The organism is Arthrobacter sp. S2(2024) (genome assembly GCF_036662515.1).
GTDB lineage: Bacteria > Actinomycetota > Actinomycetes > Actinomycetales > Micrococcaceae > Arthrobacter.
This window is the reverse complement of sequence record NZ_JAYKZI010000002.1, coordinates 225,207-250,272: the sequence shown is the minus strand read 5'-3', so window position 1 is coordinate 250,272 and position 25,066 is coordinate 225,207. Positions and strand designations below refer to the sequence as shown.

Annotated in this window: 23 protein-coding genes; 11 read left to right on the top strand and 12 right to left on the bottom strand. The window is 61.0% G+C overall.

Annotated features, from left to right (window positions below; genetic code table 11):
- Positions 1 to 62: 62 nt before the first annotated feature.
- The 8 genes from VLA65_RS04830 to VLA65_RS04795 all read right to left on the bottom strand — a co-directional run bounded on the left by VLA65_RS04830 (position 63) and on the right by VLA65_RS04795 (position 8,118).
- Positions 63 to 2,018, bottom strand: a complete 1,956-nt coding sequence (locus VLA65_RS04830; RefSeq protein ID WP_332601923.1) for a DUF6541 family protein — start codon at positions 2,016 to 2,018, stop codon at positions 63 to 65.
- Positions 2,019 to 2,027: 9 nt separating this feature from the next.
- Positions 2,028 to 2,891, bottom strand: a complete 864-nt coding sequence (gene rfbA / locus VLA65_RS04825; protein ID WP_059387568.1) for a glucose-1-phosphate thymidylyltransferase RfbA — start codon at positions 2,889 to 2,891, stop codon at positions 2,028 to 2,030.
- A 71-nt stretch (positions 2,892 to 2,962) separates the two neighbouring features.
- Entirely contained in the window at positions 2,963 to 3,877 is a 915-nt protein-coding gene (locus VLA65_RS04820) for a glycosyltransferase (protein WP_306961026.1), read from the bottom strand.
- Between the two features lie 10 nt (positions 3,878 to 3,887).
- Positions 3,888 to 4,775, bottom strand: coding sequence for a glycosyltransferase (locus VLA65_RS04815; protein ID WP_059387559.1), 888 nt, complete (start codon positions 4,773 to 4,775; stop codon positions 3,888 to 3,890).
- Positions 4,776 to 4,783: 8 nt separating this feature from the next.
- Positions 4,784 to 5,167: a DUF2304 domain-containing protein gene (locus VLA65_RS04810; protein ID WP_059387560.1), complete on the bottom strand. Its 384-nt coding sequence runs from the start codon at positions 5,165 to 5,167 to the stop codon at positions 4,784 to 4,786.
- Entirely contained in the window at positions 5,167 to 5,922 is a 756-nt protein-coding gene (locus VLA65_RS04805) for a glycosyltransferase family 2 protein (RefSeq protein ID WP_307053569.1), read from the bottom strand. Before VLA65_RS04805 ends, VLA65_RS04810 begins: the two co-directional genes overlap by 1 nt.
- Before the next feature lie 14 nt (positions 5,923 to 5,936).
- Positions 5,937 to 6,869 (bottom strand): glycosyltransferase, encoded by a 933-nt coding sequence (locus VLA65_RS04800; protein ID WP_284988464.1) that lies wholly within the window; start codon positions 6,867 to 6,869, stop codon positions 5,937 to 5,939.
- Positions 6,870 to 6,879: 10 nt separating this feature from the next.
- Positions 6,880 to 8,118 carry a polysaccharide biosynthesis protein gene (locus VLA65_RS04795; RefSeq protein ID WP_306961023.1) on the bottom strand — a complete coding sequence of 413 codons (1,239 nt, stop codon included), beginning with the start codon at positions 8,116 to 8,118 and terminating at the stop codon, positions 6,880 to 6,882.
- Between the two features lie 96 nt (positions 8,119 to 8,214).
- On the opposite strand from VLA65_RS04795, the gene VLA65_RS04790 reads away from it, so the two are divergent.
- Genes VLA65_RS04790 through VLA65_RS04780 form a run of 3 tightly spaced genes read left to right on the top strand, consistent with a single transcriptional unit; the run spans position 8,215 to position 11,417 of the window.
- On the top strand, positions 8,215 to 8,970 hold the full coding sequence (locus VLA65_RS04790; protein WP_059387564.1) for a glycosyltransferase: 756 nt from the start codon (positions 8,215 to 8,217) through the stop codon (positions 8,968 to 8,970).
- A gap of 34 nt (positions 8,971 to 9,004) precedes the next feature.
- Complete coding sequence (gene rfbB, locus VLA65_RS04785) at positions 9,005 to 10,003, top strand: dTDP-glucose 4,6-dehydratase (protein WP_332601922.1); 999 nt, start codon at positions 9,005 to 9,007, stop codon at positions 10,001 to 10,003.
- 4 nt (positions 10,004 to 10,007) lie between these two features.
- Positions 10,008 to 11,417: a bifunctional dTDP-4-dehydrorhamnose 3,5-epimerase family protein/NAD(P)-dependent oxidoreductase gene (locus tag VLA65_RS04780; RefSeq protein WP_284988461.1), complete on the top strand. Its 1,410-nt coding sequence runs from the start codon at positions 10,008 to 10,010 to the stop codon at positions 11,415 to 11,417.
- An 83-nt stretch (positions 11,418 to 11,500) separates the two neighbouring features.
- Here VLA65_RS04780 and VLA65_RS04775 read toward each other — a convergent pair whose 3' ends face one another.
- The 3 genes from VLA65_RS04775 to VLA65_RS04765 all read right to left on the bottom strand — a co-directional run bounded on the left by VLA65_RS04775 (position 11,501) and on the right by VLA65_RS04765 (position 16,550).
- Positions 11,501 to 13,123, bottom strand: coding sequence for a DUF2142 domain-containing protein (locus VLA65_RS04775; RefSeq protein ID WP_307053574.1), 1,623 nt, complete (start codon positions 13,121 to 13,123; stop codon positions 11,501 to 11,503).
- Between the two features lie 92 nt (positions 13,124 to 13,215).
- Positions 13,216 to 14,280: a substrate-binding domain-containing protein gene (locus VLA65_RS04770; protein ID WP_332601921.1), complete on the bottom strand. Its 1,065-nt coding sequence runs from the start codon at positions 14,278 to 14,280 to the stop codon at positions 13,216 to 13,218.
- A gap of 140 nt (positions 14,281 to 14,420) precedes the next feature.
- Positions 14,421 to 16,550: a lysozyme gene (locus tag VLA65_RS04765; RefSeq protein WP_332601920.1), complete on the bottom strand. Its 2,130-nt coding sequence runs from the start codon at positions 16,548 to 16,550 to the stop codon at positions 14,421 to 14,423.
- 16 nt (positions 16,551 to 16,566) lie between these two features.
- On the opposite strand from VLA65_RS04765, the gene VLA65_RS04760 reads away from it, so the two are divergent.
- The gene (locus VLA65_RS04760; RefSeq protein WP_059387573.1) at positions 16,567 to 16,815 is read left to right on the top strand and encodes a hypothetical protein; all 249 of its coding nucleotides are present in this window, start codon (positions 16,567 to 16,569) and stop codon (positions 16,813 to 16,815) included.
- A gap of 341 nt (positions 16,816 to 17,156) precedes the next feature.
- Here VLA65_RS04760 and VLA65_RS04755 read toward each other — a convergent pair whose 3' ends face one another.
- Positions 17,157 to 19,607: a polysaccharide deacetylase family protein gene (locus tag VLA65_RS04755; protein ID WP_332601919.1), complete on the bottom strand. Its 2,451-nt coding sequence runs from the start codon at positions 19,605 to 19,607 to the stop codon at positions 17,157 to 17,159.
- A 561-nt stretch (positions 19,608 to 20,168) separates the two neighbouring features.
- On the opposite strand from VLA65_RS04755, the gene VLA65_RS04750 reads away from it, so the two are divergent.
- The 7 genes from VLA65_RS04750 (at position 20,169) to VLA65_RS04720 (ending at position 25,022) form a co-directional block, all read left to right on the top strand.
- Entirely contained in the window at positions 20,169 to 21,392 is a 1,224-nt protein-coding gene (locus VLA65_RS04750) for a CpaF family protein (protein ID WP_332601918.1), read from the top strand.
- Positions 21,392 to 22,246 carry a type II secretion system F family protein gene (locus tag VLA65_RS04745; RefSeq protein WP_059387576.1) on the top strand — a complete coding sequence of 285 codons (855 nt, stop codon included), beginning with the start codon at positions 21,392 to 21,394 and terminating at the stop codon, positions 22,244 to 22,246. Before VLA65_RS04750 ends, VLA65_RS04745 begins: the two co-directional genes overlap by 1 nt.
- Positions 22,243 to 23,181, top strand: a complete 939-nt coding sequence (locus tag VLA65_RS04740) for a type II secretion system F family protein (RefSeq protein ID WP_284988454.1) — start codon at positions 22,243 to 22,245, stop codon at positions 23,179 to 23,181. Before VLA65_RS04745 ends, VLA65_RS04740 begins: the two co-directional genes overlap by 4 nt.
- 160 nt (positions 23,182 to 23,341) lie before the next feature.
- Positions 23,342 to 23,605, top strand: coding sequence for a hypothetical protein (locus tag VLA65_RS04735; RefSeq protein ID WP_332602067.1), 264 nt, complete (start codon positions 23,342 to 23,344; stop codon positions 23,603 to 23,605).
- Between the two features lie 4 nt (positions 23,606 to 23,609).
- On the top strand, positions 23,610 to 24,032 hold the full coding sequence (locus VLA65_RS04730) for a TadE family protein (protein WP_284988453.1): 423 nt from the start codon (positions 23,610 to 23,612) through the stop codon (positions 24,030 to 24,032).
- Positions 24,033 to 24,153: 121 nt separating this feature from the next.
- On the top strand, positions 24,154 to 24,546 hold the full coding sequence (locus VLA65_RS04725; protein ID WP_332601917.1) for a hypothetical protein: 393 nt from the start codon (positions 24,154 to 24,156) through the stop codon (positions 24,544 to 24,546).
- Between the two features lie 65 nt (positions 24,547 to 24,611).
- Complete coding sequence (locus tag VLA65_RS04720; protein ID WP_059387582.1) at positions 24,612 to 25,022, top strand: pilus assembly protein TadG-related protein; 411 nt, start codon at positions 24,612 to 24,614, stop codon at positions 25,020 to 25,022.
- Positions 25,023 to 25,066: the final 44 nt, after the last annotated feature.

The following is a 25,066-nucleotide window of genomic DNA, read 5'->3' as shown; positions in this document are numbered from 1 at the left end:
GGCCTGGATACCGCTTCCGACACCTGAGGACACCAACTGGACAGTGCGCCTTCTCAGCTGGCTCAGCAGGCGGTTATCTTGTAGAGCTTCGCATTTCCCTGGCTGTCTACGAGCTGAACTCCGGGGTTTTGGTCCAAGCGGGCCAGACCAGCCGGAGTGTGGTTGCCTCCATGGACTTCCAGCAATCCGAAGTCAAGGACGTAATAGGAATGCTCGCTCCGAACAGCCCTGCACACCGCGGGGTCCTTTGAGACTGCATCCAAGTGGTCGTAGATCTCTTGGAGATCAGGCGAAACATAGCTAAGGATATGGAGCTGAGCAGACTTGCGATTACCGAGGGCATACGAAAGAGCCGCTCCGGTGTAGGGATTCCCGATCAAGATCGCGTCTTGCGGGACGTCATTGTGCAGTCTTTGGAAGATTGCCAGCTCGTCGCTCGAAACCAAAGGGGAGTCCGCCGACAAGGCGTACTTTGACGCCGCTTGCTCCACTTCCTTGTTCACTCCGCCCACTTGTCCGACGACGACGGCAACGGCGACGAGAACGGCAGCCAAGGCGTATTGAAGTGCATTCCGGAGACCGGACCGGCGGATCCCTGGGCCGCTTCGACGGAAAACCCGCTTGAACAGTTGCGAAAGGTATGGGTTGTGGCAGATCCACTCGACGCCCACGGCAGCAAGCAAGACAGCGACAAGGGGCAACAGTGCTGCAATACGGTAGCTGTCGTTGTACCAGACGCCCGTCAAAATACTACGGACCCTGGAAATGGGGAAGCCGGACACAACCACAAACAGCACCGTGAAAATCAGGAAAACTCCTGCGAGCCATTTGTACCGAATCCGCCCCAGCGCCGCCCAAAGGCCCAGGAGCGCCACCGGTGCCACCAGCCAGGCGGCAGGCAAATCCAACGGAGAGAAAACAATGGCTTCGCCGAGAGCTTGCGGGACCGTATGGTACGGGCCCCAGAATGAAGCGTCCGACGGTGGCCTGAGGACGATCCAGAGGATGAGGAATACAACGCAATAGCCGATCAAGGGGACCATGAACCTGGCCCTCCCAAGACGCAGCAAACCCCGTCTCCGGAGCTTGAAGGCCTTCCACGCAAGGACACCGACCATCGGGGCCGTCCATGTGAGCCAGGCCATGAAGGTGGTCGGATGCGCCACAAGGAGCCCCGCAAGGCTCAACAAGAGCGCGAGGACCGCCGACAGGTCCCGGGGCACCCAGGCCGGGGAAACCCTGGAAATTGCCGCAGCCAGGGCTATGGAACCCGGCAGGATGCTGATCGACAGCAGATTGGGGTACAGGACACCGAAGTCCATCATCAGGAGCGGGAATGCGCCAAGCGAGGCGGACGCTATGCCGGCCGCCAGTGCAACCGCGGAGGAACGGCCGATGGTCCACCTGGCCGCCAAGACGCAGCCTAGAGGCCAAAACACTGCCGCGAGGACTATGCTCGTGAGGTTCACGGCGACCGGAACGTCCAGCGCGAAGGTCGAGGCGACCAAGGTCGCCACCGCGTTCCAGCCTGCGGGATAGAAACCACCGCCGGTCATGTCGCCTATCGTCAGGGACGAGGCATTCCCGGTATCAAGGGCGTACTTGACGGAGTTGAGGTGAAACACCGCATCGTAGGTCTGCGAAAAATGCTCGGGGCCGCCGATAGCCTGCATAACCCTGGCGCCGACCACCGCGAGTGCGAGCGCACAGGCCACAAATGGTGCTGACCGCCGCCAAAGACCCGGCCTCGGCATTTCCCCGGCGCGAGGACGGAACCGGGAAACGAACCACGCGATGACGCCGAGCGCGACCGCCACGATAGCGACCGGAAGCACGGTGAACCGGACATGCAAAAAGGGGCTCAGCGTCGAAGTCAGGACAATCACGCCTACCGAGAGGGCAGGGGACAGCCCTAGCGCATCAAATCCTCGATAGCGCAATCCGAGTGCCACAAGCAGTCCGGGAGCAACCAGCAATAAGGCAGCACCGACTAACTGCGGAAGGACAGACCACCACACGGGCGGGGACTAGTCTTCCAGCAGGCCGTGGAGGTACGCTCCGTAACCGCTCTTGACCAACGGCTCGGCACGTGCCCGCAACTCGTCGTCGGAAAGAAAACCCTGGCGCCAGGCGATTTCCTCGGGAGCTCCGATCTTGAGGCCTTGGCGGTTCTCTACCGTGCGAATGAAATTCGACGCGTCGTTGAGGTCGTTGAAGGTACCGGTGTCGAGCCAGGCCGTGCCCCGCGGAAGGATCTCGACATGAAGCTTTTCGTTCTGAAGATATGTCCTGTTGATGTCCGTGATTTCGAGCTCGCCACGGGGTGAAGGCTTGAGGTTCTTGGCGATCTCCACAACATCGTTGTCATAGAAATACAGGCCCGGAACGGCGTAGTGCGATTTGGGGTGTTCCGGCTTTTCCTCCAAGGAAATGGCTTTGCCATCTTCATTGAATTCGACCACGCCGTAGGCCTTGGGATCCTTCACCCAATAACCAAAGACCGCACCGCCGTCGATGTTCGCATGCTTCCGAAGCTGCGTTCCCATGCCCTGTCCGTAGAAGATATTGTCTCCCAGGACGAGGGCAACGGTTTCATTTCCGATATGTTCCTCACCCAGGATAAATGCTTGGGCGAGACCGTCGGGCGACGGCTGCTGGACGTAGGAAATGTTCACGCCGAATTGGGAACCGTCGCCAAGGAGCCGTTGAAACTGCTCTGCGTCGTGGGGAGTGGTGATGACGAGAATGTCTCGAATGCCCGCCAGAATGAGCGTGGAGAGGGGGTAGTAGATCATCGGCTTGTCGTAAACCGGGACCAGCTGCTTGCTGATGCCGTGAGTAATCGGATGGAGACGAGAGCCGGTGCCACCGGCAAGAATGATTCCACGCATGGTCCCCATCATCCCTTACCTTCGAGTCCGCGGCAAAACCAGCGACTGGCCAATGGCCACCGACTCAACTCCTAGCCGAGGTGCGCTCTTCCGCTCCGGCCGCGGAGGCCGTCGATGGTTCCCCTCAATGCTGACTGGAGCCGGGCAGCGCGGCCGGGCGCCAACACTGACACGAAAACGAGGTGCCTCATGTCGAGAAACAAGCCAGAGGCAACCCATCCTGGATGTGCCTTAACGTATCGCCGGCCAACCAGAATCCTGTTTCGGAAGATGTAGTAATAACGCCAGGAAGCAGCAATGCGGACTTTCAACGGACGATCTTGAAGTTTGATGTCCCTGCCCAGAATATTCGCATCTACCAAGGTTCCTAGCGAATGGTCGAATTCTGCGTCCGCAAGTACAGTCGGAAGCCCGGCATCGAGGGCGCGGAAGTAGTATTCCGTGTCCACGAGGTCGATGAAAAGGCCATCCCAGAAGTTACCGATAGCGTCCAGGGTGGAAACCGGAATCAGCAGTCCGGATTGAATCGGTTCCCGTCCCAGCTGGATCCCGGATTTCGAACCGGCTTTCTTCACGGGATTGCCATGGATGCGGGCCGGGGAAACAAGGCCCGGGGTTATGCCTGCGGCCTCGGCCGACTGGGCGGCCTCCACTAGCCGGTGGACATATTCGGCGGTCAGGAGCGAATCCTGGTCGACGGTGATGATGTAGTCGATCGGCGCTTTGCGCGCCAAGTCGATCCCCGCGTTCAACGCGGATGCGATTCCGGAGTTTTCTTCGAGCCGCAGCACCATAGCGCCGGCGTCCGCCGCGTCCTCGAAGATCCGATCGAAACCGGGCCCGCCGCCGTCGTCGACTACTACAACGGTGGTGAGTTGGCCCAGCAAGGACGAGACGTTACGGACCAGGTGCGACGTCGGACGATAGGCGGTGACCACCGCGGCTACGTTGTTTAGCCGCTTCGACGGATCAATTTCGGGTGGCAAGTCGAACTTCCTAGTTTCCAAGGGTATGCCTCAGGAGGGACCCGACAGCTGCGGGGCTGCCGTGCAAGGCGGCATTGGGCAGGAGCAAGAAAGCATGGGCCCGGGACGTCAGGCGCAATGCAGCCGCCCGTGATGCCTTTCTCCACCCCTTCTTCCTGCAGAGCTCTGCAGCAAGTTCGAAGTAGCCGCGTTCGCCGGCAAAACGGGAGCCGTCCAGCAATTTGCTTGAGGAAGCGCTGGCGGTGTGCCTGCGGTATGCGAAACATACCTCCGGCTCGATGAGTAACTCAGCTCCAGCCAAGACCATGTCGATGATCAAGCCAAGGTCCTGGATGACGTGGAGACCATCCCTGAAATCGAAGTTCCCGATTTTGTCCCGGCGGAAAATCAGGGACGGCCAGTAGAGCCAGTCACCATGGAGAAGGCTGACTGCCAGTTTCTCGCCGCTGACCACCCTGGGCCGGGACCCGTGTGGCTTGACGAGGTGCTGCTTCACAAGATCGGCAATCGGCCGGGCGTTCTCCCCGGCCTCGTTGATCACTTCCACGCCTGGCTGGATGATCCAGGCTTCCGGGAAATCCCGGTGCGCGCGAAGTGCGACATCAACGAAGTTAGGGAGCAGGATGTCGTCGCAACCCATGACCACAAGCGTGTCCTGCGTTGCCCGGGAGACACACGTGCGGAAGTTTGCCGTAATTCCTTCGTTGGTTTCCTTGCGGACATAGGTGATGCGTGGATCGTTGATTTCTTCCAAGTATCGGCGGACCTCATCGCCCGGATAGGCGTCGTCCACAACGGTCAGGAGCCAATCGTCCGAATTCTGTGCCAGTACGCTGTCGACTGCCTGCCGCATGTAGTCAGGATCCCCCCAGTAGGGGATGAAGATATCAAGGGCCATTCGGTTCCTTACTTTGGTCCGGAAGGAGCGGAGGTGTCGTCCTCCTGGGTCTCGGCGGCCTGGAGGCGCTCAAGGAGGGTGCGCATGATCGCAACTTCCTCAGCCAGCGTCCTGGTCTCATCTTCGACGACCGAGATCTCCCAGGAAAGGTGCAAACAGACGCCCAGCAGCAGCAGGATGCTGATGATGAACAGCAAGTTCGACGGAAGCTGCACGCCAACGAGTTCGGCAACGATTGTCAGCAAACTCGGGAACGCGGCAAGCACCAAAGTTCCAATGCCCACCACGAGCCATAGTGCCGCATATTTCTCGCGGAGCTTCTTGCGCCGGAGCATTTCGAAAACGATCCCCACGATCGCCAACGAGAGGAGGAAGGCCGCCAGATTTCCCATTAGGATGCCTCCTGGGCCCATGTTGTTGATGCGGATGGAATAGCGGATCTCTTACGTGTAAGCGCGAAAAGGAGTGCGAAAGTGGAACGGCCGAGATAAACCGCTGCCTTGGCAGGATTGTGGCTTGGAGTTCCGCCCTGGCGCGGGCGCATGGCCACGGGGATCTGGGTCACTTTGCACCCGGAACGTATTGCCACGACCAGGGAGTCAATCGTGTCGCCGAGGTACTCCGCGGGATAGTGGTCAAGATACTGGCTGATGGCGCGGTCGTTGGCGGCACGAAATCCTGACGTCACATCAGTGAGGCGCGTCTTTGCAAGGCCGGAGATGACTTTTGCGAGGAACTGCATTGCCCATTTCCGGGGGCCGCTCACCTTGTATTCACCTTTGTCCGCGAATCGGGCGCCGATTGAGATGTCGGCGTGCTCCAGTCCGGCGAGCACCTCGCCGATGTTCCGGGGATCATGCTGCCCGTCGGCGTCGACCTGGATCACGCGGCTGTAGCCGAGGCGCTTCGCGTATTTGAAGCCGGCGCGCATGGCACCACCGACGCCGAGGTTGAAGGGAAGGTTCAAGACTGTCGCTCCGGCTTCGGCGGCAACTTCCGCGGTGGCGTCGGAGGAGCCATCATTGACGACCAGTACGTCGTAAGGGCATCCGACGCCGAGGACTTCGCGCACGGTGTCGCCCACCGACTCGGCTTCATTCCACGCCGGCATGATGACCAAGACCCGCGTTGAGTCATGATTTTCCATCGTTCTCCTATATGTCATCGTGGCTGGATGCGGTTGAGGAGGTCCTGGCTGATGCGACCCTGCCGTCCGCGACATGAATCGATGAGCCCCTCCCAAGCGGCGATCGCCAAGTACCGTCGATCCGGGCTGAATGCGAAGCGGAGAAGCTGTGCTTTCGCGTCTTCCAGCATGCGCCGAATCACCCAGGCCGGGTTGCGGCGCCAGTACCTGCGGGCGAGTGTGGTGCCGTTTCGCATGATGTAGTACATCCGGAAAGGCGAGTAGTAGTTGAAGGACAAATCGTTGCCACGGAGCCGTAAGGGCCGCCCAAGCACCTTCGCCGGGAGGCGCGCCCCGAGCCTGTGCCCGACTTCGCAACCTGCCCCGATGAGGATGCTGTAGCCGGCTGCCCGGACTCGCGCGGTGAACTCGGAATCCACGCAGTCGATGAAAAAGCCCGACTCGAAGTTGCCGACGTCGGCCAAGGTAGTCATCGGGATGAAGAAACCGGACTGCATGGGATCGAAGGCTTCCGGAAATCCGTGGGATGCTCCGAGGACCGGCACCTGGTGCCCGCTGAACGTCTCAGCGCTCACGAAGCCCACTTTTTGTCCTTCGGCCGTGGCCCTGTCATAGGTGGCGAGGGCGCTTGAGACGTAATCCGGGACCGGCAGCGAGTCTTGGTCGAAAGTCAGCACGAAATCCGGGCGGCTGGTCGATTCCAGCTCTTCGAGTCCGCGGTTCAGTGCGGCTGCGATTCCGGAGTTGTTGTCCAGGCGCAGTACCTTGGTTCCGTTACCGGCAAGGTGGTCAAAGATCTGCTCCGACGCCGGAGACGTACTGCAGTCATCGACGACTATGAGTTCGTCTACTTGCGTCGCGATGGATTCAGCGTTGGTGAGCAGTTCGTCGTCTGGGTTGAAAGCGGCGATCACCGCTGCGGTTCGTCTTTGTGGACTTTCAATCACGGAGATGATCCTACCCGTCCACACTTACGGGGAGCGCCTTGGCGGGCAGCAGCCTTGACGCGGGGAGGAGGAGGCCGAAGAAGAGCAACGCTTCGCTGATGGCCATTCCCAGTGCTACACCCGGAACATTTGACGCCAAGCCGGCCACTACCATGAACGCGACTCCCGCAGCTGCCGACAGCCCGGTCCACAAGAGGACAGTCCTTTGGCGTCCGGCGGGAATGAGGAGGTTCCTGATGAGGGGCGTTGAAGCCGAGAGGAAGAAGAAGGAAATCCCATAGAAGACGGACGTCGCGGTATCGGCCTTATTCGCGTCGCTGAACAGGATGGCAGAAGCCCATGGACCCAGCAGGCCCAGGCCGAGCGCTCCGGCGGCTCCGAGCGCGAGGTGCGTCATCAGCGCAACTGTGTGGCGCCGTCGGGAGTCCTCGGGGTTTCCCTCAAGCGTCCAGCTTTGAAAAGTGTTCCCGACGGCCACCACGCTGAAAAGGCCAAAGCGGTAGATGCTGTCCGCGGAGGCGAATCCGGCAGTGGCCGTTGCCAACGGCACCGTCGCCGTGGCTATCGGGACGGGGGATGAGGCGTAAGCGCTTCCGGCAAAATTGATTGCCGCGGTCCCACTTTCGGGAACGATCTCGCGGATGGCATTCCCCGGGCGCCGGGGGAACCACGTCCCGCTTTCCCCGAATCGAAGCTGGAATGCTATCGACGCCACAATGGTGGCAAGGAGTGCAAGGACGCCATAGATCCAAATCTGGCCGGTCGCAAGAATGAATGGCACGCTGAGCAGTGCTGCGCAGAACCGGGGAAGGGTGTCATAGACGGCCAGAATCCGCGGTTGTCCTGTGCCGATACCAAACCAGGCCGGGGAGAAGCCGGTGAGGGCAGTGGCCCACGCCATGGTAATCGCGTCAAGGCGGTAACCGTCGTGCGCTACGAGGGCAACGATGATGCTCATGAGCGGAAAGACGACGAGCGCAATGATGATGCGCGTTCGGATGCTTCTTGAATAAAGTGATGCGCGAGCCTGCGGTGAGGGACTCCGGGCAATGGCCACGGGACCGGAAATGTTCCAGCTCCACAGAATGATCGTGGCGGCAAATACTCCGATGGCCTGGCCGGACGTGATGCTTGACCAGCCGGCCGGCCCTGCGACACGGGCAATGACGGGCAGCAGGAGGAAAGGCAGTACCAGTGCGAGAAGCGGAAGCAGCGTGAATCCAGCGAGTCGAAGCAACACGGGTTTCATTACTGGTAGGTCCTATTGCTCGACGGCGTGACCTTACGATGATACGCGATGATGCCTGCCCGCTAACGCCCTGGTAACTCGCCTAGAGTGGAGGTCATGAACGATTCGACGACGCCGGACGGCCAGGCGATCCGGGTGAGTGTCTGCCTTGCGGCCTACAAGGGATCCCGATTCATCGAGGAGCAGATCGCCTCGATTCTTCGGGATCTTGGTCCCGACGATGAACTGGTGGTCGTGGACGATGCGTCGCCCGATGACACCGCCGAGATCGTCAAGGGCATTCGGGACCCGCGGATCCGTTTTGTCGGTGCATCTGTGAACAAGGGCTATGTCAGGACGTTTGAACAGGCCGTGGAAATGAGCCGTGGCGAATTCATCATGCTTTCCGACCAGGATGACGTATGGATTCCCGGGCGAGTGGAAATCATGCTCGATGCGCTGGCCGACCACAAGGTTGTCGCAGGAAACTTCGACGTCCTCGGCGGTGGACCGAGACCTTGGATTCCAAGGCTTCGTTCTTCCGACTCGGCGAGGCACCTGGCCAATCTGTTCGCGATCCTGATCGGGTACCGGGCCTACTACGGATGCGCCATGGGCATCCGCCGGGATGCGCTCAATTACTTCGTGCCGATCCCGTCTTATGTGAACGAATCGCATGACCTCTGGCTCGCCATTTGCGGAAACGTCGCAAGGTCCATCCGCCACCTTGACGAATCGACCGTGCTCCGACGTCTGCACGACGACAACCAGACACCCGCCGGGTGGCGTTCGCTCGTCAAAATCATCAAAGCGCGGATGATGATCGCCCGCCTGATGTTCGAAGCGCTACGCCGGGTACGCCTGGGTTCTTGACGGCCTTCACCTTGGGGTTCGGTAGGCTGTTCCCATGCAGAAACTTCTGGTTACCGGCGGTGCCGGCTTCATCGGTTCGAATTTTGTCCACTACGTCCTGGAGCGCACTGAGGACAGTGTCACCGTTCTCGACAAACTAACCTACGCCGGCAACGTGGACTCCTTGAAGGGGCTTCCGGAGGAACGGTTCCAGTTCGTCCTGGGTGACATTTCGGACGCGGAACTTGTGGATCGGCTCGTTGAAGACTGCGACGTAGTGGTCCACTATGCCGCCGAATCACACAATGACAACTCGCTGCATGACCCGCGCCCGTTCCTGGATACAAACATCATCGGGACGTACACGCTCATCGAGGCTGCCCGGAAGCACGGCAAGCGGTTCCACCACATCTCCACCGATGAGGTGTACGGCGACTTGGAGTTGGACGACCCCGAGCGGTTCACCGAAGCGACGCCGTACAACCCGTCCAGCCCCTACTCTTCGACCAAAGCCGGATCCGACCTTCTGGTGCGCGCATGGGTGCGATCGTTCGGACTGCAGGCGACCATCAGCAACTGCTCAAACAACTATGGGCCGTACCAGCATGTGGAGAAGTTCATTCCACGCCAGATCACCAACGTGATCGACGGCATACGCCCCAAGCTCTACGGCAAGGGTGAAAACGTCCGCGACTGGATCCACGCGAACGACCACTCCTCCGCCGTGCTTGCAATCATCGAAAAAGGCCGGATCGGTGAAACCTACCTGATCGGTGCCGATGGCGAGAAGAACAACAAAGACGTTGTTGAGCTCATCCTCAAGCACATGGGTCAGTCGCCCGATGCTTACGACCACGTCGTTGACCGGCCTGGCCACGACCTGCGGTATGCGATCGATTCGAGCAAGCTCCGCGATGAGCTCGGCTGGCAGCCGCAATACTCCAACTTCGACGCAGGAATCGAAGCCACCATCGATTGGTACCGGGACAACGAGTCCTGGTGGCGTCCGCAGAAGGCAGCCACTGAAGCCAAATACAAGGAACAGGGCCAGTAGACCAATGACGATCGAGTTTTCGAAGCCGCTTGCGGCCCGCGAAACGCCGATTCCCGGCGTCGTTCTCTATGAGCTGCCGGTTCACGGCGACAACCGCGGCTGGTTCAAGGAGAACTGGCAGCGGGAGAAAATGGTCGCGCTTGGGCTGCCGGACTTCCGTCCTGTCCAGAACAACATCTCGTTCAACGAGAAGGCCGGCACAACGCGCGGCATTCACGCCGAGCCCTGGGATAAGTTCATTTCGGTAGCGACGGGCCGGATATTCGGTGCGTGGGTCGACCTGCGTGAAGGTCCTTCTTTCGGCGCGGTCTTCACCGCGGAGCTTGATCCGAGCCAGGCCATCTTCATTCCGCGTGGGGTGGGCAACGCATTCCAGACCCTCGAGGACAATACGGCCTACACGTACCTCGTCAACGATCACTGGTCTGCGGACGCACAGAGCCAGTACACATTCCTCAACCTCGCCGACGAGACCGCTGCCATCGACTGGCCCGTGCCGTTGGACCAGGCTGAGCTGTCCGACAAGGACAAAGCGCATCCGCGCCTCGCCGAGGTCGAGCCGATGCCGTCCCGGAAGATCCTTGTGGTGGGTGCAGACGGCCAGCTTGGCAAGGCATTGCGTGGACTGTACGACGGCGACCCTTCGGTTGAGTTCGCGGCACGAGCCGACTTCGACCTATCAAAGGAAGAGTCGTTCGATGGACGGAACTGGAAGAACTACTCCGCGATCATCAATGCGGCCGCCTACACCGCGGTTGACGCCGCCGAGAGTCCCGAAGGCAGGGAAGCCGCCTGGCAAGTCAACGTCTCGGCCGTCGCGCGCCTCGCCAGGACCGCGATCGAATACGATCTCACGCTCGTTCATGTCTCCTCGGACTATGTCTTCGACGGGTCGCGGGAATCGCACGACGAAAACGAGCCGTACACCCCGCTTGGCGTGTACGGTCAAACCAAAGCCGCCGGGGACGCCGTCGTCAGCGTGGTTCCGCGCCACTACATCGTGCGGACCAGTTGGGTGATCGGCGAAGGCAGCAACTTTGTCCGGACCATGGCCTCGCTCGCCGATCGCGGGATCAAGCCGAGTGTCGTCAACGACCAGATCGGGCGGCTCAGCTTCACGGAAGACATCGCTGCTGGAATCAGGCACCTGTTGGAGTCCCGCGCGCCGTACGGCGCGTACAACCTCAGCAACGACGGTGAGCCGCAGTCGTGGGCGGACATCGCAGGAGACGTCTACGAGCTCCGCGGTGCCTCGGGAGACGACGTCACCGGCGTGAGCACCGAAGAATATTTTGCGGGCAAATCCGCAGCCCCGCGGCCGCTGAAGAGCATCCTCGACTTGAGCAAGATCAAGGGCGCAGGGTTTGTTCCGGCGAGCAGTGCCGAGAGACTGACGGCCTACCTTCGGGGCTAACACTCCGGAGAACGACTGCGTCAATGCAAAAGGTCTGGCCAGGCAGTGCCTGGCCAGACCTTTTGCGTTGGGTTTTGCGATCTTTACTCGACGCGCTGGCGTTCCGCGGGTTCCTTGCTTGCTTGGTTCCCGACGGCGGCAGTCGCCGGACGGCGCGCCGCCCAACGCAGCGCCCGGATCACCGGGACCGGGAAGAACGGCAGGCCGGGGTAGAGGAAACGGTACAGCTGGGCTGCCGCAACGACCAATGCAACGGCGAAGAGCAGGGTGAGGACTTCCCAGGAAAGGGGCGGCTGCCAATCCGGCTTGGTGAACATCACCAGCCAGTTCGCGAAGTCCGGTATTCCCACTACGTACCGTCGCAGGATGTACACGAAGCCGTAGACATGGGCAGCGCAGGTTGCCCAGAGAAGAATCTTGGCGACCCTGCGGCTGATGAGATTTGCGTGGAACTTGCGGAACCGAAGCGCCAACCCGGCCGAGATGACCGCGATCGCGAACAACGGGAGGCTGTACCTTCCTTGCCAGATGAATCCGCTGCTCGTGACAAGCGCGGCCTGGACCAGGGCGGGAACTACCGCAAGCATTCCGATCGCGGCCCAGAAGCCCAGCTGCAATCTAGCCGGACGCATCAGGAAGACCAGCAGCAACAGGGCAATGAGCAGCATGTTCCAGAACATCAGGACAGCTTGCGGCACCGGAGCATCAAGCCAGCCTGCGACTCCGATGTACTGATTGACGAAGTCGAACGACCTGTCCAGCATGGTGGCGAAGGCATTGGAGGGCCGAAGGCCTTCAACCGCATTGGAGATTCCGGCGGGCGCCTCGCCTGCCGACGGAGGCGCGGTCAACATGATGAAGTTCCAGATGACACCCAGTGCAACCCCGATGGCGGACAATCCGGCAACTATGAGCAATAGCCGATTGCGGAAGATTGCAACGATGTCGGCGCCCCGGAAGAAGAGGCAGGCCACAATCGCCCCGCAAAGGAGCCACAACAAGGACACGTTCCTGGTGTTGGCCAAGGTCGCTGCCGATACTCCGACTGCCAGGATTCCCGGGCGGGCCAGGTGAAGCTGCCTTGAGTTCTCAAGCACGGAGACCAAACCGCAGAAGGCTGCCATCGACGCCGCGACCTCCAAGGAGTTCGGATTGATTCCCGTGGCCAGGAAGAAAACCATGGGCGTTGTCGCAACCGCGGCCGCAACCATGGGCCACTTGGGATGCCGCAGCCTCGACAGCGCGGTGAACCCGGCCGCATAGAAGGCGGCCGACATGAGTCCACTGACAATCCGCATGGCAAAGATCGCGGGGGCTCCGGACATGAACAGGCTAGGGAGCCCGACGAACCAGTAGTAGAAGGGGTTGTACAAGCCGGCCGAGGTCACGCCGATGGTGGTGTAGGTGTCGCCAACGGGAATGGCAGGCGCACAGCCCGCGGGCATCTCCTTGAGGAAGGCAAAACACCGCTGGGAATCGACGTTGGCGATGTAGGAGGGGACCTGTACGTGGATCCCGTTGCCATAGGACTCGCCGGGACCCGGGAAGAACTGCCCCCTCGCCACGGCTGCTGCCTTGATGGTGTGGGCGGGTTCGTCGGGATACGCCATCAGCGGCGTGGCCAGGATCCAGAGTGTGATCAGGGCTGAGAGCAAGGCAAAAACGCGGATGAAGAAACCGAATCCGGCCTTGGTGGCGGGGGACACGTTGCGAGTCCGGGACCGCAATCCGCCTGCCCGGGGGAGCGACTCCTGTCGAACGTCGGGACGAGCGGGGCCTTGGGCAGCTGGTTGGTCGATCATTGGTCGCTCCCGATCTTCTCAATCAGGCGTGACGCATCCCGCAAGGACTCTTCACTCGGGGAGGCCACCCCTGCGAAATAGGTCGAAGCGACCTGTCCGTCGGGGCCGACCACGAAGTCTGCCCAGGATTTCACGAGGGACGCAACCTCCCCGTTCTTATAGCTGGTACAAAATGCCTGGTAGTTCACGTTCCCCAATGCGTAGCCGTGGTCGGTCTTGTCCGGAAGGCGAAACTCGACTCCCGTGGCCACCGTTCTGGTGGTGCCGTCCTGGACGGCCGCAGCCACCGAGTCCTTGGACATTCTGACGAAGCTGCCGCCAAACGAGAGCAACGCCGTGTCAAACCGGGACCCGATGGACGCCGAGTCCATGAAGGCTATTGCGCCGGCGGTGCCGTCGACTTTCTTGGCGATGTCGCTGAAGTTCTTGACCTCTTGGCCGCCGGGTACCTTGGCCCACTTGTTGCTTACCCCGGACGACCAACTGGGGGAGGCCGCCAGATAGCCCGTGCTGGCCGAGGTCAGCGCTGAAGCTGTGCTCGCGGTCACCGGGACGATCGGCGCGTCCGGGAGCGTGGTTCCCGGATTGATCGCTGCGATTGCCTTGTCATCCCAGCGATTGATATCTCCGGTGAAGATCCTGGCGAGCAGGTCAGGCGTGAGCTTGAGGCTCCGGATGCTTGGCATATTAAGGACGACGCCGATAGAGGTCACTGAGGTCGGAACGCTGAACGCCCCGTTCGGACCGCATTCCGCCTTGGTTGCGTCTTGTTGCTGAGCGGTCAAGGGGGCGTCGAGGGCTGCATAATAGGCCTGGCCCGTGGCCAAGGCTGTCAGCCCAACGTCAGAGCCGTCCGGAGAATAGCTCAATGACGTGGCCGTGAAGGTCTTTTTCCAAGCGCTGGACCATGCTCCGATCGGATCGCTCTGAATGGGACTTCCAATCGCAGTGAGCGCGCCGCGGATGTTTTGCTCTTTGGCTGGGGGACTGGCACAGGCGGCCAAGCTGATACCGACAAGCAGGAGGCATCCTGCCGCTCGGTGAATCGACCGATGATGCACCGGGGGTCCTTTCGATTACGGGTATAGCTGAGACTTGCGTCTTGATAACCCTAACCGTTCAACCTGAGCGTCGTAGCCCGTTTCGGCTCGATGCCCTCTGGTTGAGGCGCGGTACACAGGTCCCGCTCCGTGCAGGAGACTTAGTAATTCAGGGATTGACATCCTGCAAGCGCGTTGCCTGAGCTGTACTGCGCTATCCCGATCCCATAAGTGCAAACCGTATATCTGCCCCGTTGAGTGACGGGGACCAGCGTCGAGTAGCCGTGATTTCCGGTAATGCCGAAAGCGTTGTTCACATCAGCCCTCGAAACGTTCGCCGCGAAGGCATACCCCTGACGGCTCCCGTCCGGATACGTAATGTAGACATGCACTGGATTGGACGAGCCCGGAACGGCTGGGTCGTATGTCCACCCCGTCGCCCTGATATTGGCTTGTCCTGACACCGATGCAACTCCGACGGAGTCGAGGTAGCCGGCCGGGACTGGCGTATTGCTTACCTGAATGGACATGCATCCAAGCGCCGTGTTCCCCGAAGCGAGCGGGGCAACCGGGATGGCATAGGCACAGGCGGTGTAGGTGCCGGTGCCCTTGGTTGGCAATGAGGCGCTGAAGCCGTGATTACCGGTAATGCCGAAGGCGTTGTTCAGATCGGGACGGGATTGATTTGCCGTGAATGCCGTGCCGACGTTGCTTCCATCCGGTGCCTGGACGTAGACATGGACAGGAATGCTGGCCGCGGTGTTGGTGGGGTCGAATGCCCAGCCCGTCGCAACGAGGTTGGCCGCGCCGGGCGCCTGCGAGATTCGAATGGAGTCGTAATATCCCTTCGGCGGCGGGTTGGATCCGACAGTGATGTCTTTGCAGCCAAGCGCGGTGTTGTAGTACTGCCCGATGGCATAGGTACACACGTGATATGTACCGGCTTTGCTCAGGCTGATCGACTTGTCGAAGCCATGGTTCGAACCGTAGCCGGTAGCGCTTCCCACATCCGGCCTGGAAGTGTTGGCCGTGATGCGGTAGCCCGTGGTCTGTCCGCTGGGGTCGGTGACGTAGGCGTCGGCGAACGAGGCCGTTTGCGGGTTGGCACGGTCAATGGCCCAGCCCGTCAGGCGAAGGGAAACGTCGTCGGGAGCACGAACCTGTCCGAGCGTGTCGAACGATCCGATGGGAGGTTCAACACCGTTTGCCTGAAAACTCTTGCAGCCAAGGTCTACAGTGCCGTTGACGCTGACGGCGGTGGCGCAAACCTTGTACGTGCCGGATGCGGTGATCTGGATGTTGTTGTCAAAGCCGTGTGCAGGGCCGTAACCGAAGGCTTGATCAACGTCCGGGCGATATGCGTTCGCCAGGAACGAGTACCCGGTGGTCGCGTTGCCCGGATCGGTAACTGAAATATTGACGGGAGTCGATACCCAAGGTCTGGAAAGGTCTACAGACCAGCCCGTGACCCTCAGGTATGCCGAGGTGGTGTCCCGGACGAGCGACAGTGAATCGAACGAACCCCTGGCTGGATTGCCGGCAAACCTTTGGAGGGAAGCGTAGTCCCCGTTCCAGACGTCCGAGTCGCCGCTGAAGGGACCCGTACTGCTGTACTGCCACATGCTGTAGTTGGCCCAACTGGAAGGAAGAATTCCAGCGTCGTTCGACGGCCCGCCTGGATACGAGGCGACCCAGAGGGGGTAGTCCCCGAATCCGGCAGGATCTCCGGTGCACTGTTTCCACCAACTCGTGTTGGTGTAGATCATCGGGAGCCGTCCCGTCAGGGAACGCATGGTGTTGCCGAAATTCTGTACCCACGACGTGAGCTGGGCGGGCGACATGTCGTAGCAGGTGTTGCCCATGTAGACGCCGTTGATGGTCTGCCCTGCATACGGATTGAACTCAATGTCCAGGACGGGCGGCAACGTTGCGCCGTCCGAGCTCCATCCGCCACCGTTTTGCACGAAGTAGTTGGCTTGATCGGCGCCTGAGGACCAGTTGGGAATCGCGAAGTGGTAGGCGCCGCGGATCATTCCGACTGCCCGCGAGCCTTGGTACTGCGAACTGTACGAGGGGCTGGTGTAGTAGTTTCCCTCGCTGGCCTTGACGTAGGCGAATCGCGCCCCCATGTTCCACTGCTGCTGCCAATCGACGCCGGCCTGGTAGTAGCTGACATCGAGACCCTGGATGCCGAAGGTGGGTGTCCAGCTGCCCTGGGCGGTTACCGCGCCCTGGACTCGTGGGGAGCGTTGGCCCATCTGCGCGCCCCCTGGTCCGGCAGCTGCGCGCATTGCGGCTTGGCGATCTGTGCTGCTTTGGGCCGTCGCGGTTGGTGACGGCGTTGCTGTCTGGCTTTTTGCTGCCGGCTGCGTCGGTGAAGGCGTTGAGCTTGCGCTCGGCAACTGGGTCGCCGTCGTTTGTGGGGAGTTAGCGGGAGACGACGTCGGGGAGCTCGCCGGGGAGGGCGTCGGTGAAGGAGCCGGTGCTGCAACGGCCGTCGTTGCAGAGAGAAGCAAGACCGCCGCGCCGCACATCGCTGTTAGCGCAAGGTCTTGAACGCGGCGCACCCGGGAAGTGGAGACAGGGGCTTTAAATTGAATGGTCTTCATCTCTTGGCTCCACACGAGATTGCCGGCTCCCGATGGGGCGGCACTTGATTCATTCCGCCGTTTCAAACCCGCGACGGTAAATGGCTGTTGGCACTTCTAATTCGAAGGCAACCATAACACTGATGTGCAAGGTGGTGCTAATGTGGCCAATGGGATTTGAGTGAGTGGTTCAATGCAGTTCGGATACTGTCTGCACGGCCGCCAACAGCCAAACACCGCCGCTCCGGCCTGCGCGGTGCAGGCCGGAGCGGCGGTGTTTTTTTACTTGGGTGTTGTGTATTCAGTAGTTCATGGCAGGAAATACCCGGAGACGTCCGCGATGAGCTGCGCCGTACCCGAGGATTGGCTGTAGAGCGTGACCTTTCCGTCGGCACCCACGGGGACCGTGACCAAGTTGGGGACAATTTGGTTAGTGGCGTAGTTCAAATTGGAGGTATTCGGCCGGGCGGTTCCGGACGCGTACGCCGTGACGAAGCCGAACGACGTCGGATTGGCCACCGTGAGGTTGAAAGTGACGGCCGAGACTGTCGCCGGGATGCCGCTGATCCCGCCGACCTGGAAGGACACCGTGCCGTTCGGTGCCACCGCAGTGCTGTTCCGCGTATCGAGGAACCTGTTTGGCGCGATGGGTTGGAAGGTTCCCGACGCCGTTGCGGTGCCGGCCAGGTAGTAACCGGAAACGTCCGCGATGAGTTGCGTGGTTCCCGAGGACTGGTTGTAGAGCGTGACTTTTCCGTCCGCGCCCACTGGAACGGTGACACTATTGGGGACGATCTGTCCCGTGGCGTAGTTCAGGTTGGAAGCGTTCGGCCGGGCGGTTCCGGACGCGTACGCCGTGACGAAGCCGAACGACGTCGGATTGGCCACCGTGAGGTTGAAAGTGACGGCCGAGACTGTTGCCGGGATGCCGCTGACCCCGCCGACTTGGAAGGACACCGTTCCGTTCGGTGCCACCGGGGTGCTGTTGCGGGTGTCCAGGAACCGGCTGGGCGCCAGCGCTTGGAACTCACCAGGAGCCGATGTGGCAGCCGGGACGTAGTACCCGGAGACGTCAGCGATCAGTTGCGCGGTTCCCGAGGACTGGTTGTACAGGGTGACCTTCCCGTCCGAACCCACCGGGACCGTGACCAAGTTGGGGACGATCTGCCCCGTGGCGTAGTTCAGGTTGGAGGCGTTCGGCCGTGCGGTTCCCGATGGGTAGGCCGTGACGAAGCCGAACGACGTCGGATTGGCCACCGTGAGGTTGAAGGTCACTGCCGAGACATTCGCGGGGATGCCATTGACGCCGCCGACTTGGAAGGACACCGTGCCCCCTGGCGCCACCGGGGTGCTGTTACGGGTGTCGAGCAGCCTGCTTGGTGTCATCGATTTGAACACGCTGGCCACGGCAACCGAGTCGTACAGCGCGTAGTCATCAGTTATCAGGGTTCCATTGCTCAGCAGGTTCAAGCCCATGCTGATTGCGCTCGCACCTGCCGGAACCGGTGGGGAGGTCCAGGTGGCCTGGGTCCACGCTGTTGCCGCGGCAAAGTTCGGACTTGCGGTCCAGTAATTCCACGTGCCAAGGCCCGTTCGGTAGTAGAGCTCGAATTGCGTCGGAGCCGTCGCCGTGTACCAATCGGACATTTGATAGATATGGCCGGGCGTAGCGCTCGGCGCACATTGGCCCAGGTCCAAAGTCGGCAGTAGCTTGGCATCGCCGTCAACGTAGCCGGAAATGACCATCTGTTCTGCAACGGACCCCGTGTGGCCCGGGGACACGCTGGTGAAGGTGTGGGTGTTGGTGCCATATGCTCCGATTGCCCAGCAATAGGGGAGTCCGGTGGCCACCGGGCCTGCTGTTTCCAAACTCGGGTTCTGGATCAGGTTTCCGACCGTGATGGGTGGCGGGGCGGCCGGCCCATTGACGAGTGGCTTATCCAGGTCGAGCGCCGGATTTGCGGGATCCGGGAATTGGGCGGCCATCACCTGGCGCACCGTCTTGACGACGATCCTGCCTGCCGTTTGCTCCGTCACCAGCCAATTCACGTACGCCTGGAAATTGGTGGTTGTGACAGTTAGAGGGTCTGTAGCCGAGTCGAAGTGGTGGAAAGTCAATTGAACCCATCCGCCGCCGGCCTCCGCCTGGGTCACGACGGCCTGCATGTCGGCAACTGCCCACGTGTTGTCTACCTCATCGGGCGCCTTGGTGAAAAAGAGGTCCGCGGTAGGAACGGGCAGCGGTTCAGCAACTTCGGTCAGCGTTGGGGCGGCTTTGCTTTTCAGATCGCCCAGGCCACGTGCGCTGTTGTAGCCGCAGTTGGCGACTTGTTGCTCGACGGCCGGAGTGGCGGAGGCGAACGGGTAGGCGAAATTCGTGACCCGGAAGCCCATAGTGGTCAGGTTGACGCGGTCATTGCATATCTGGCGTGCCACCTCGTTCGCGTCCATCTGGGCAAGGTCGGGGTGCGTGACCGTGTGCCCGGCAATTTCGTTGCCTGCCGATTGAAGTGCGAGTGCCTGGGCGGTCGTCATGTAGGGAGGCGGGCCACCATTAGGATCGGTCGCGTTCAGGTAACCGGAGGGAAGGAAGAACGTCCCAAACATTCCTTTGGAATTCAAATAGTTCGCCGCAGCCACCTGATCAGCGTTGGCGTCGTCAAATGTCAACGTGACGACAAGAGGACCCGCGGCCTGGGCCGGCCGGGTCAAAAGCGCCGCATTGAAGAGCGTCGCCAAAAGAAGCGCGGCTGCGGCCATGGCAAACGCTTTTCGGTGGTTTTTTTGAGCTTCAAAGGAGGGCCTCCGCCCAATGCGGGAGGCCACCATGCACCCGTCTTGCATCTCAAGTCCGTTCGTCGCGCCTGCAACCTGACCGGTGCGACCTTCTGTGCAGTTTTACCCTCAGCACAATTCGGGGTCGCCAGTACTCATCGTGGGCATTCAATTATTATTAACCCGGTTGCGCGTCGATGGCTTAACAGCAAAAGGCGCTTGGCCTTTTGGCCAATGGCGCGCGCCTGATTACTTGACGCTACGAGCGGCCAATCAGGGTGTCAACACTCGTATTTAGTCACCGTCAACACTCGAGTAGTGCCTCAAATCCATCCCGGTTTCGTGCATGCCGTGCCGCGGATAGTCCCCGCAAAATCCAGCCGCGGCAGGTTCAGTTGAATCCGGGGACTTCCTAGTCAATCGCCGTGCTGTTCGTGGTTATCCACAACGGCCCAAATTTACTTGGCAGGGAGTCGCAACCTCCCCTAGCCTTAACTTGGTTGAAGGTTTCCGCAGCGCCTGGGCGCATGCTGCATTGGGGGGAACATGGAGGCATTGCGCATCGTCGAGGATGAAGTGCGAGAGCTGATTCGTCGGCGTGGACTGGATCCTTCGAGTCAAGCAGTCGAAATTCACCGGCTCGTCGAGGCCGCCGTGAATGATTACGATGAGCGGGCTCTTCTGGGCCCCTTGCCTCCTTTGGGACACTTGGACACTGCGCGCAAGTACGTGTTCGACGCCGTTGCCGGCTTCGGGCCGATCCAGCCACTTCTGGATGATCCCACCATCGAAGAGGTCTGGCTCAACGCGCCCAACGAGGTTTACGTTGCCAGGAACGGCGAATCAGAACTTACCTCGATCAGCCTCACCGAGCAGCAGGTTCGCGACCTCGTCGAGCGGATGCTCAAGAGTTCCGGGCGGAGGCTCGACCTCTCCTCACCTTTTGTGGACGCGGCCCTGCCCGATGGCTCTCGGCTCCACGTCGTCATTCCCGACGTCACCCGCCGCCATTGGGCCGTGAATATCCGCAAATTTGTGGTCAAGGCAACCCGGCTCGAGCATCTCGTGGAGTTGGGGACGTTGACGCCCGAGTCAGCCCGGTTCCTGGGAGCCGCGGTCGCCAGTGGATTGAACATTCTCGTCTCAGGAGCCACCCAGGCCGGAAAGACCACAATGCTCAACTGCTTGGCAGCCAATATCGGCTCCCGCGAGCGGGTCATCACCGTCGAAGAGATCTTTGAACTTCACTTCCCGCTACGCGACGTCGTTGGCCTTCAGTGTCGCCAGCCAAACCTTGAGGGGCAAGGCGAAATTCCCCTCCGCCGGCTCGTCAAAGAGGCTCTTCGTATGCGGCCGGATCGTCTCGTGGTGGGCGAGGTCCGGGAAGCCGAAAGCCTGGACATGCTGATTGCGTTGAATTCTGGCTTGCCGGGCATGTGCACCGTCCATGCAAACTCGGCCCATGACGCCGTGACCAAGATTTGCACCTTGCCGCTGCTGGCCGGCGGGAACATCTCAAGTGCGTTCGTCGTTCCAACCGTGGCCTCATGCATCGATCTCGTGGTTCATTGCAGCCGCCACGCGGACGGTCGCCGGCAAGTCACCGAGATCCTTTCGCTGGGGCGACGCGTGGAGAACGGCATCATCGAGTCGTCCAAGGTATTCACGATGCAGGACGGCCGGCTCCAAGCCACGTCGAATTCCATGCCGGCCGCCGAGAAATTCGCCCGGGCCGGATTTGACGTCGCCGCGCTCCTGGGGCACTTCTAATGGCGCCGCTGCTAGGCGTTCTCTGCGGGCTGGGTGTCTTCCTCATCTGGTGGTCGGCATGGGAACAAGACCCGCTTGCCGTCAAGGAGCCAAAACCTAAACGCCTTGAGTCCTTGCTGCTCACTGCCGGGATCGAAAAAGTGAGCGGCGGGGGATTCATCGCATCGTGCCTCGGATTGGGCCTTTTCGCCGCACTGGTGATCTACATCATGACCGCGTCGTTCTCGATCGCAGCGTGCTTCGGCTTGTTCGGTATGTGGCTTCCCTTGGCCGTTGTCAGTTGGCGGGCGCGCAAGCGGACCGCCATGCTCCGGGAGCTCTGGCCCGATGTCGTCGACCATTTGCGCTCGGCGATCCGTGCGGGGCTTTCGCTGCCCGAGGCGCTTATCCAGCTCGGAGACAAAGGTCCCGAAGAGCTGCGGGCTCTCTTCCGCGAGTTTGCCGCGGACTACCGTTCCGGCGGCCATTTCGATGCGGCGTTGAGCAAACTAAAGGAGCGTTTGGCCGATCCCGTTGCCGACCGGATCATTGAGGCGCTCAGGCTGACCCGGGACGTGGGCGGATCCGATCTGGGCCGCCTTTTGGGAACTCTTGCCGAGTTCCTTCGTGAGAGCGCGAGGACTCGCAGCGAGCTTGAGGCGCGACAATCATGGACCATCAATGGTGCTCGCCTGGCCGTTGCCGCCCCATGGATCGTCCTGATGTTGCTGGCCAGCCGGCCGGAAGCCGTTGCCGCGTATAACTCGGCGGCCGGAGCCAGCGTTCTTGGAGGCGGATTGTTGGTCTCGGCCTTCTGCTATTGGGTCATGCTGCGCATCGCCGCCCTTCCTGAAGATGAAAGGGTCCTTCGATGACTGGGCTGACTGCCTTGGCTGCATTCTGCGGACTTCTTTTGGGAGCCGGATTGTGGCTCATCTTTGTTCGCATGCCATTCATGCGGACGATTCCGTTCGTGGAGCGCATCGAGCCGCAACTCAGGTCCCAGAACCTCGAATCGCGCCTGCTCTCCGCACCCTCGGACATCGCACTGTTCGGCCCCTTGGAGCGCATCCTGCGGCCGGTTTTTCGCGACGCCCTCGGCTACCTGGCGAAGTTCAACCTGGGGACCACATCCCTCAACAAAAAGCTGGCAAAGGCCGGTTCTGGAAAGTCCGCGCTGGACTTCCGCGCGGAGCAACTGCTGTGGGCCGCCGCAGGCTTCGCCGCGGCGCTCGTCGTGGTGGTCGTGAATGCCACCGGGGGTCGGTTCAGTCCGGTGCTCGCGGTTGCTACGGTCCTGGTTTGTGCACTGGCAGGGTTTCTTTTCCGCGACTACATGCTCCGGGTGCAGATCAAACGAAGGGAAAGGCGGATGCTGGCGGAATTCCCGAGCCTTGCCGAGTTGATGGCTCTTGCGGTGGGTGCGGGGGAGAGCGCCAGCGGTGCCCTCGATCGAGTGTGTCGCACAGCCCGCGGCGAACTGGCGAAGGAGTTTGCCCTGGTGTTGGCCGCCACCCGGGCCGGCACACCCCTGATCGAAGCCCTGCACGAGTTTTCGGGACGAACCGAGCTCGGCCCGCTTGTTCGGTTCGTGGATGGAATTGTCGTTGCCGTCGAACGCGGAACTCCCTTGGCCGATGTTTTGCGGGCCCAAGCTGCGGATGTCCGCGATTCAGCCAAGCGGGAACTGATGGAAGCGGCGGGCCGCAAGGAAATCGCCATGATGGTCCCGCTGGTTTTCGGCGTCCTGCCCCTCACGGTGATCTTCGCGGTCTATCCGGGCTTGGCCGCGTTGGATCTTGGCTTCTAATGACGAATCTCAGTCAAGCCTTTTCACATCCGTCACATGGGCGTCCGCCTGAATACCAAGACAGCACGGATCACAATGGATTCCTGCATAAGGAATTGGGAAAGATGAAATGGGAAAGATGAAATGGGAAAGATGAAATGGGGAAGATGAAATGGTGAAAATGAAAAAGCTCGGACGCGAAGGCCTATCCGCTTCAGGACTCTTGCTGTGGCAGCTGTGGACACTCCCGTCGTCCAGATCAGAGCTTGGAACCAACCTGCACAAGTGTCCGGTCCCCGACGACGATCATCCGGAGCGGGGCGATGTACCAGGTTGGGTCATGATCACCCTGATGTCCGCCGCACTTGTCGCGGGCCTGCTGGCGCTGGCCGGCCCGGCACTGGAAGGACTCTTCAACCAGGCGATGAGCAAGGTCGGAAAGTAAGTCCATGCCGTTCCGCAGCCGGGTAGCGGAAGATGGCAGTGGCGTGAGGGTCGGCAGGGGCGATGAACGCGGCTCCGCCGTCGTGGATTTTGTGCTGGTCGGCGGTCTGTTGACGGTATTCTTCCTCGCTGTCATTCAACTGACCCTCATATTGCACGTGCGCAATACGCTCATTGATGCGGCCTCGTCCGGAGCCCGTTACGGCACTCTCGCCGACAGGACATCGTCCGATGCCCGTGAGCGCACAGCAGAGCTGATCGGAACGGCGCTGAACGCGGACTTTGCCCGGGACATCTCGACATCGGAGGCCAGCTTCCAGGGAATCCGCACCTTGGAGGTGACAGTCCGTGCACCATTGCCAGTTATCGGACTGATTGGTCCCGTAGCAGGGCTGGAGGTGAGGGGCCATGCTGCGACTTCGGGTTGATCCTGGCCGTGCAGCGCTCTCCCGCTTCAGGGAGGTGGTCTGCCTGCCGGCGGCGGAGGGGCCGGCGGCGGAGGGCCGCGAACCTGCCGGCCCTCCGTGTGCCCCTGAGAGGGGAAGCGCGGTGGTCGAGTTCATCCTCCTCTCCCTCCTACTCATGGTTCCCGTGGTCTATTTCATCGTCACTATTGGACAGATCCAGGGCGGTTCCTTCGCCGTTGTGGGGGCAGCGGACCAAGCCGCCAAGGTCTATGTCATGCAGAAGGACACCTCCCAAGGGCGCGTCGCCGCTGAACAGGCTGCCCTTCTGGCCCTTGCCGACTATGGCCATTCCGCGGAGCGGGCAATTGTCGACGTCGCGTGCGACCGCGGCGATTGCCTGTCCGCCGGCGCTGCGGTGACGGTGACGGTCAAGCTCACGGTGCCGTTGCCCATGCTGCCCTTTGGAGACACCCTGAATCTGGACGCCGCGAATCTGAGTGCGTCGGCTACGCAAATCGTCGGGCGGTTCCGGTGAGAGGTCTTCCCGCGAAGACAGACATCCTGCTATCCCGAAAATCAGAGGCGGAAGGCGGCCATTTGATGGTCTTGACCATCGGCTATGTCGTGGTCGCGTTATTGCTTGCAACGGTCGTTGCTGCGGCCTCGGCCATCTACATCGAACATAAGAAGCTCCTCTCCGTGGCGGACGGAGCTTCTGTGGCGGCCGCGGACAGCTATGCCCTCGGCCAAGTGGACAGCGGCGCCGAAACGCCGTCGGCCGTCCTCAACAGCGCGCGGGTAAGAGGTATTACCGAGTCATACCTCAGCCAAAACGGCGCCCATTCACGGTTCGATCAACTTGCCGTCGGCCCGGGTACCGGGAGTCCGGACAACACCACGGCCGAAGTGGTGCTCAGCGCGGTTGCCCATCCGCCTGTGGTCAGCTTTCTGCTTCCCGACGGTGTTCCGATCGAAGCCCGTTCCACTGCGCGTTCCCGGCTGACCCGCTGATTTTCAAGCGTCACACGTCCAGGCTCCGTGCCAAGGCCGTCAAC